Source organism: Xenorhabdus bovienii (assembly GCF_024721015.1).
Classification (GTDB): domain Bacteria; phylum Pseudomonadota; class Gammaproteobacteria; order Enterobacterales; family Enterobacteriaceae; genus Xenorhabdus; species Xenorhabdus bovienii.
Genome location: NZ_JANAIF010000110.1, coordinates 1 through 6,699, shown reverse-complemented (window position 1 = coordinate 6,699; position 6,699 = coordinate 1). Strand labels below are relative to the sequence as shown.

7 protein-coding genes and 1 pseudogene are annotated in these 6,699 nt (G+C 43.8%); 6 read left to right on the top strand and 2 right to left on the bottom strand.

All coding sequences use genetic code 11. The features are described from left to right. Window positions 1-237 (top strand): hypothetical protein (locus NXS07_RS17980; protein ID WP_258087321.1); only part of this gene is annotated, 237 nt, incomplete at its 5' end. Here NXS07_RS17980 and NXS07_RS17975 read toward each other — a convergent pair. After that, window positions 212-1,594: pseudogene (locus NXS07_RS17975) on the bottom strand (IS4 family transposase). The gene NXS07_RS17980 and the pseudogene NXS07_RS17975 overlap by 26 nt on opposite strands. A gap of 885 nt (window positions 1,595-2,479) precedes the next feature. Between NXS07_RS17975 and NXS07_RS17970 the strand changes: the two are divergent. Beyond that, window positions 2,480-3,076, top strand: a complete 597-nt coding sequence (locus NXS07_RS17970) for a hypothetical protein (RefSeq protein ID WP_242425231.1) — start codon at window positions 2,480-2,482, stop codon at window positions 3,074-3,076. A 44-nt stretch (window positions 3,077-3,120) separates the two neighbouring features. Here the strand turns inward: NXS07_RS17970 and NXS07_RS17965 are convergent, their stop codons facing one another. After that, window positions 3,121-3,402 carry a DUF1090 family protein gene (locus NXS07_RS17965; protein WP_080717793.1) on the bottom strand — a complete coding sequence of 94 codons (282 nt, stop codon included), beginning with the start codon at window positions 3,400-3,402 and terminating at the stop codon, window positions 3,121-3,123. A gap of 211 nt (window positions 3,403-3,613) precedes the next feature. On the opposite strand from NXS07_RS17965, the gene NXS07_RS17960 reads away from it, so the two are divergent. From NXS07_RS17960 to NXS07_RS17945, 4 genes are all read left to right on the top strand, one after another. Then, window positions 3,614-4,456 (top strand): 23S rRNA (adenine(2030)-N(6))-methyltransferase RlmJ, encoded by an 843-nt coding sequence (locus tag NXS07_RS17960; RefSeq protein WP_258087320.1) that lies wholly within the window; start codon window positions 3,614-3,616, stop codon window positions 4,454-4,456. Window positions 4,457-4,614: 158 nt separating this feature from the next. After that, window positions 4,615-5,967 carry a glutathione-disulfide reductase gene (gene gorA / locus NXS07_RS17955; protein WP_038209038.1) on the top strand — a complete coding sequence of 451 codons (1,353 nt, stop codon included), beginning with the start codon at window positions 4,615-4,617 and terminating at the stop codon, window positions 5,965-5,967. Window positions 5,968-6,120: 153 nt separating this feature from the next. Beyond that, complete coding sequence (locus NXS07_RS17950) at window positions 6,121-6,291, top strand: DUF4279 domain-containing protein (RefSeq protein WP_258087319.1); 171 nt, start codon at window positions 6,121-6,123, stop codon at window positions 6,289-6,291. Continuing rightward, the gene (locus tag NXS07_RS17945) at window positions 6,266-6,583 is read left to right on the top strand and encodes a DUF4279 domain-containing protein (RefSeq protein WP_308686637.1); all 318 of its coding nucleotides are present in this window, start codon (window positions 6,266-6,268) and stop codon (window positions 6,581-6,583) included. The genes NXS07_RS17950 and NXS07_RS17945 overlap by 26 nt, the downstream gene beginning before the upstream one ends. The last annotated feature ends 116 nt before the right edge of the window (window positions 6,584-6,699 follow it).

Genomic DNA, 6,699 nt, shown 5'->3' with positions numbered 1-6,699 from the left:
AACATGGCAAAACAGGCGGCGGGCGTGTTGGGGGGATTAGGCGGTGCCGGTACCCCACGTCTGCCGTCCATTCAGGGCATTGCCGGCCCGATCACGTCGGGCGGGCAGGGACTGGTTGAACGGGCGGCGGGCGGCCAGCATGCGGCCAGCAAGGCCCTGCAGAAAGCCAGCCAGTTATTGGGCGGCGGCGGGGGCACGGCCTGTCTCTTGATCAGATCTCCAAATCAACCGATTTAGCCAGCAAATAGCCGTCTATCAGGGTTTGCAGCCGAAACCAACCTTCCCAAAGTCGTTCCCGTCCGACTCGACCCATGCGTTTGGAATCGTACCAGCCGGCCAGTTTTCCCAGATTGATGAAGGCCCAATGCAAACTCGGGGCTTTTTTCGGCGGACGCCGTTTTTCTTGTTTTGACCACAGTAATTTCCACGCCAGGGGGCTTAATACTGTCTCACCGCTCTCTTTCTCTGCCTCTTCTTTGTTCAGACCCATAAAACGGAGCTGGTGTATCCGTACCGCAATAAAGGCCAGCAGCACTATCATGCGCTCCAGATTATCTTTGCTTTGCATACGCAGCGCTTCTACCTGCGTGCCGCCCGTTTTCCATGCTTTGTGAAATTCTTCTATCAGCCAGCGGCGCTCGTAATAACTGAATATTTTATGGGCCTCTTCCTGACTGTTGACGGGTTCGGAGGTCAGAAGATGCCAGCAAAGCCCATCCTCCGTACCTTTTTCGTAGCAACCGACATAAAATATCCGCACCGCTTCACCGCTTTTTCCTTCGGGGATTTTCAACGTCACTTCGGCATAACTGATATCACAATCCGCGACACGCGCCTGACGCCCGCCTTTCTGTCTGACCTGAACTAACCGTGCTCCAGCACTCTGTAACTGGCTGATAAAGTCATAAAGTCTATCCTGACTTTCCTCAATACGCCGGCTTTGCATCGAACGGATAACGAAACGTTGTTTTTGGCTCGTTTTATAACGCAGATATTCGATGATATCGGCTTCACGGTCACAGACAGAAATCACGTTGGCCATCTGCTCCCCTAACCGGCTGTCGACGGCTTGTGAGGCCCGTTCCCACTTATAACTCTCTTTCCCTTCATAAGGGCGTGTGTCGCGTTGTAGGCTTTTGCCATAATCACTGACATCTCGGCACCAGCGCTGTTGCTCTATCAACCCCACGACCTGTTGTTCTTCAGGTGCAAATAACAACACCGAGTGTGCCTGCATGCCCCGGGATTTTTTCTTCGAGGTGGTATAACCGAGTTCATCGGCGACCGACGCATGGGAAAATGACAGGGTTGTCGTGTCTTCCAGCGCTAACAGGCAATGATAACGTTGAGCGTGAGCGACGGTGGCGGTAAATCCGGCTTCGGCGATGGCCTGAGGCGCAATGGCGGAATTTCGGGTCAGTCGGTAGGCCGCTTCAACATCGGCAGGAGAGTCAAGAGCTTGCACAAGCGATTGTCCTATATGGTTAGCCAACGAACAGGCCACTTTCACCAGGCGGTTGGTACGGCGTTTATCACCTAATTCCGCGTGTTGAAACGTGTCACTTGCCTATTGTTCGGCGCAGGTTGAAAACATAAAGATTACCTCAAGTCGTGTTTTTTATTGGGATCAATCTATGAGGTAAAAGTTCAATAACGAAGGGGGCGGGTTAAAATATTTGTGTAGGAAAGACAGGCCATAATGGCGCTGACGACAAGGAAGATCACATCAATCATATCATACTGACGATTGATATCAGAGCGCGTTTCTTTAACAACAGATAAATGTTCAATTAGGGTCATAGGGGAGCGATTAGAAGAGAAATAAGGTTAATTAGATCATGTCATTACTTCTTATTCAATAGCTGTTAAAAAAGTATGCTCGTGCCCTGAGTTTCTCCCGCCAATGAACAACAAATGAAAGATGAACGTTCATCGCCAGAAGATAACCATTTTTCAGATAAGAACATACGTAAAAACCATACTGGCATGTATAAATAGCCAGTATTTCTATCCGTTTTTTCTATTTATCCCGCATTTCTCCCATAACAAATTAAGTCTTCTGATCCCTCTCAAACTATCACCCTTTCACATTAGCGGTGATTTATTTCATTTATTATTTGCTTACCATATTTTCCTATTTGTAACAAAAGAAATTGCTAGTACAATTACTATACTTTTTCGCTGTATAGAGCACCGATGATAGCGTTCTTTAAATGCAGGAAGAATAAAGAGAGGTTGAATTTTTTTATCTTGTAAACTGCACTTAAAAGATCAAATAGCAATTGTAAAACAGTTGCTTGTAAGTGATGTGGTAACTTATCCACAAATCAAGATATGTCCTCATGGCATATTGTAAACTCCAAAAGATCAGGCTGCTGATTGAAAGCAGAGGGGGACTCTTTCAAATTGGGTATATCAATATCACAACATGAGCAATAGTGATAAGACCGATGTTATAGCTTTAATAGTAATGAGTTGATTGCCAAGGGTAAAACTCCAAAAACCGTTTTCTCATATCAAATTTGATTATGAAGGGGGAATGATGTTTGTCCATGTCGCCAACAAGAATATTATTATCGTATTTGCGTTAATATTGGGAATTGCCATTGTATTTTTATCTTTTAATAACAGTAAGTTGAGTCTTATTGGTTATGTTGATAAACATTGTCAGAAGAATACGACCTGTTTGATCGATATGAATAAAATCACGTCTTTTGATTGGGATAAAATGTATATCATCAATAAAGGGATGGGTCGTGAGGATATTGAATATATCATCGGTGCGGCATTTACGGGGAAAGCCAGTCTTTTTTATAAAATTATTTTTGTTAAAAATCAGAAGGTGATTTATTCGGATGAATATTACCCCCATGCAGAGTCTTACGAGAAAAAATTTCTTAAACCTGATTTTAATTATCCTTATGATGTAAAAGGAAATAATTTTATCTATTATGCGATTTCCAGAGATAACTCGATCCTTTCGGTGGAAATTGAAAATAAGCCATTTATGGGCGATAAAGTTTATTACAAAATCTCCCCTTCTAATGCACAGCAAGTCAGGGGAAGAAGCTTGTAGTTATACCCTAGCTATTGGTTGATAGGTGTTCTGGTGCAGGTCTGCTATTTATTCTTGGTCTGCATTTTTTTAAGTCTGTCTTTTGTCGGCTCTGGGTTGTGCTGTTGATATTTTAAGCGTTTTTCCAGTTCACAAGTGGCCTTTATACTTTCTAAAGTGCGCGTCAATCCTGCAATCAGGCGTTTATCTCCATCTGCCTGTGCGTATTCAAGTTGCTTCTTCAATGTTTTTTTCTTTATTTCACATCCCGTCTTCTCTTGGCTTGCATAGGCAACACTCATACTGAAAACGATCAATGCAGATAAGATCATAGTTTTCGACATCATGAATCATTCCTGGGGTTATTTTAGGGACCTATCCAAAATTTTATACACAGATCTTGATTTGATCCTGAAAATTCAACTGAGGCTACAACTGATAGGAGGGAAATGGAGGCTTTTATCTTTTTTGGCAAGAATGGGGCTATAATGCCTCCTCAATTGTCTGATAAGACATCAGACAAGTTATCAATATTCTGTACTGGGGTTTAAAAATCGAATGCTAAGTTATCGTCACAGTTTCCATGTCGGCAACCACGCGGATGTGCTGAAGCACATTGTGCAAAGCCTGATCATTGAGTCAATGAAGGGAAAAGAGAAACCTTTCCTGTATTTGGATACCCATGCAGGCGCCGGCCGTTATCAGTTGAGCGGGGAACATGCCGAGCGTACAGGGGAGTATCTGGAAGGTATTGCCCGTATCTGGCAGCGTGATGATATTCCCGAGGAATTGACGGCGTATATGGGCGCGGTAAAGGCGCTGAATCCGCATGGTGTTCTGCGTTATTACCCAGGTTCTCCGCTGATTGCCCGCCATTTATTGCGGGAATATGACGAGCTTAACTTGAGTGAATTGCATTCCAGTGATTTTCCTTTGTTACGCAGTGAATTTTCCCGTGATGAACGTGTTCGCCTCCTGCGGGAAGATGGTTATCAGCAGCTAAAATCAAAACTACCGCCCAGAAGTCGCCGCGGGTTTGTGCTGATTGACCCCCCTTATGAATTGAAATCTGACTACCAGAATGTCGTCAAAGGTATTTTGGAAGGATATAAGCGCTTTGCGACCGGCACTTACGCGCTGTGGTATCCGGTTGTACTGCGTCAGCAAATTAAACGTATGCTCAAGGATCTGGAAGCAACGGGCATTCGCAATGTTTTACAGATCGAGCTTGGGGTACGTCCTGATAGTGATCAACGTGGCATGACGGCGTCCGGTATGATCGTCATTAACCCGCCGTGGAAGCTGGGGCAGCAGATGAAGGCGGTATTGCCATGGCTGCATCAAGTACTGGTTCCTGAAGGAATCGGGCATACCTCTGTGGCATGGGTGGTGCCTGAATAGACGTCCGTCCAAAACGGCATTATCACCAAATAGTTGTGGCCTATAGTAATGAAAGCCAGAACCATCCAGAGTCGGTGATAACTTTTTGTCATAATAGACGCCAGATTGAACTTTAGCTTGTACTTGTAAGTTAATTGATTAGACGGAAGTGACCTAAGATGAGTAAACATTACGATTATATTGCAATTGGTGGTGGCAGCGGTGGTATTGCCTCCATGAACCGTGCTGCCATGTATGGGCAGAAGTGCGCGCTGATTGAAGCGAAAGCGCTAGGCGGAACATGTGTGAATGTGGGCTGTGTACCAAAGAAAGTGATGTGGCATGCCGCCCAGATTGCGGAATCTATTCATCAATATGGTCCTGATTATGGTTTTGATACCACGGTAAATCGTTTTGACTGGAAGACATTGATTGCCAGTCGTACGGCTTACATTGATCGTATTCATCAGTCCTATGAGCGTGTGCTGGGCAATAATAAGGTCGATGTTATTCAGGGATTTGCCCGTTTTGTTGATGCACATACAGTCGAGGTCAATGGAGAAAAAATTACCGCTGACCATATCCTGATTGCTACGGGTGGGCGTCCGGTGCGTCCAGCGATTCCGGGAGCGGAATATGGTATTGATTCTGATGGTTTCTTTGAACTGGATGAAATGCCAAAGCGTGTTGCTGTGGTAGGTGCGGGTTACATCGCTGTGGAAATTGCTGGTGTTTTGAAGGCGCTGGGCAGTGAAACGCATCTGTTTGTGCGCAAACATGCGCCGCTGCGTTCTTTCGATCCGCTGATTGTCGAGACCTTGCTGGAAGTCATCAAAAATGAAGGGCCGACACTGCATACAGAAGCGTTATTAAAAGCCGTGATTAAACATGCTGATGGCAGCCTGACGCTGCAATTGCAGGATGGCAGAGAGCAGACGGTTGATACGCTGATCTGGGCGATTGGTCGCGAGCCGATGACAGATAATCTGAATCTGGCAGTCACTGGTGTTGAGTTGAATGAGAAAGGTTATATCCCAGTCGATAAATATCAGAATACCAATGTCAAAGGCGTATATGCGGTAGGCGATAACACGGGGGCAGTGGAATTGACACCGGTGGCAATTGCGGCAGGTCGTCGCTTGTCGGAGCGTCTGTTTAATAACAAGCCGGAAGAGCATCTGGATTACACCAATGTGCCAACGGTGGTATTCAGTCACCCGCCAATCGGTACGGTAGGTTTGACAGAACCGCAGGCAAAGGAACAGTATGGTGATGATCAGGTTAAGGTTTATACTTCGTCATTTACTGCGATGTATACTGCCGTGACACAACATCGCCAGCCATGTCGGATGAAATTAGTTTGTACGGGAGCGGATGAGAAGATTGTTGGTATTCACGGTATCGGCTTTGGTATGGATGAAATCCTGCAAGGTTTTGCGGTTGCGCTGAAAATGGGCGCAACGAAGAAGGATTTTGATAATACTGTGGCGATCCATCCGACGGCAGCGGAAGAATTTGTGACGATGAGATAATTTTATTTCTTTTTTATGTCATCGTTGAAATTCACTTAAGGTTATGAGTTGTCAGACTCATAACCTATTAGATTTACGGTCATATTCAATAAATAGAGCTTCCAAACAGACTATTCACGTTCGCTAAAAGTCCTGATTAGGTGATTATATAAAATGACTATTAAATCTAGAGAAACTCCCGTAAATCCTGATTATCCTACTTGTGATGAGTGTTATGCTAAGTTAATGATTTATCCTGAACATATTCATCCGGATGAAGTAAGTTCTTTATTACAGTTAGAACCTACTAAAAAAAAATATAGTAGGTACAAAAATTATAAGTAGTTCAGGGCGAACAAGAGAAATAAAAATAGCTGGTTGGCTTTTATCTTCAGAAAATTATGTAAATTCAAAAGATATTAGAGATCATTTAGATTGGCTTTTAAATAAAATATCTAAATCTTCTGAAGGATTAAAGCAATTACAAAATACAGATAAAGTAACAATGAGAATTGATTGTGTTTGGCGTTCTATTGCATGGCACGGAGGTCCCACATTATGGCCCGAGCAAATGAAAATAATGTCCGATTTGGGATTAGAAAGCTCATTTGATATCTATTTTGTAGGTGAAGAATAGTTTATTTGATATCAATAAAAGATCACATATAAAACTATATAACCTGAGATTTGCTTAAGAAGGGAACTAAAGTGCCTGAGGCACGATCAAAGTTTTTGCTAAAGAAAACAAAATCG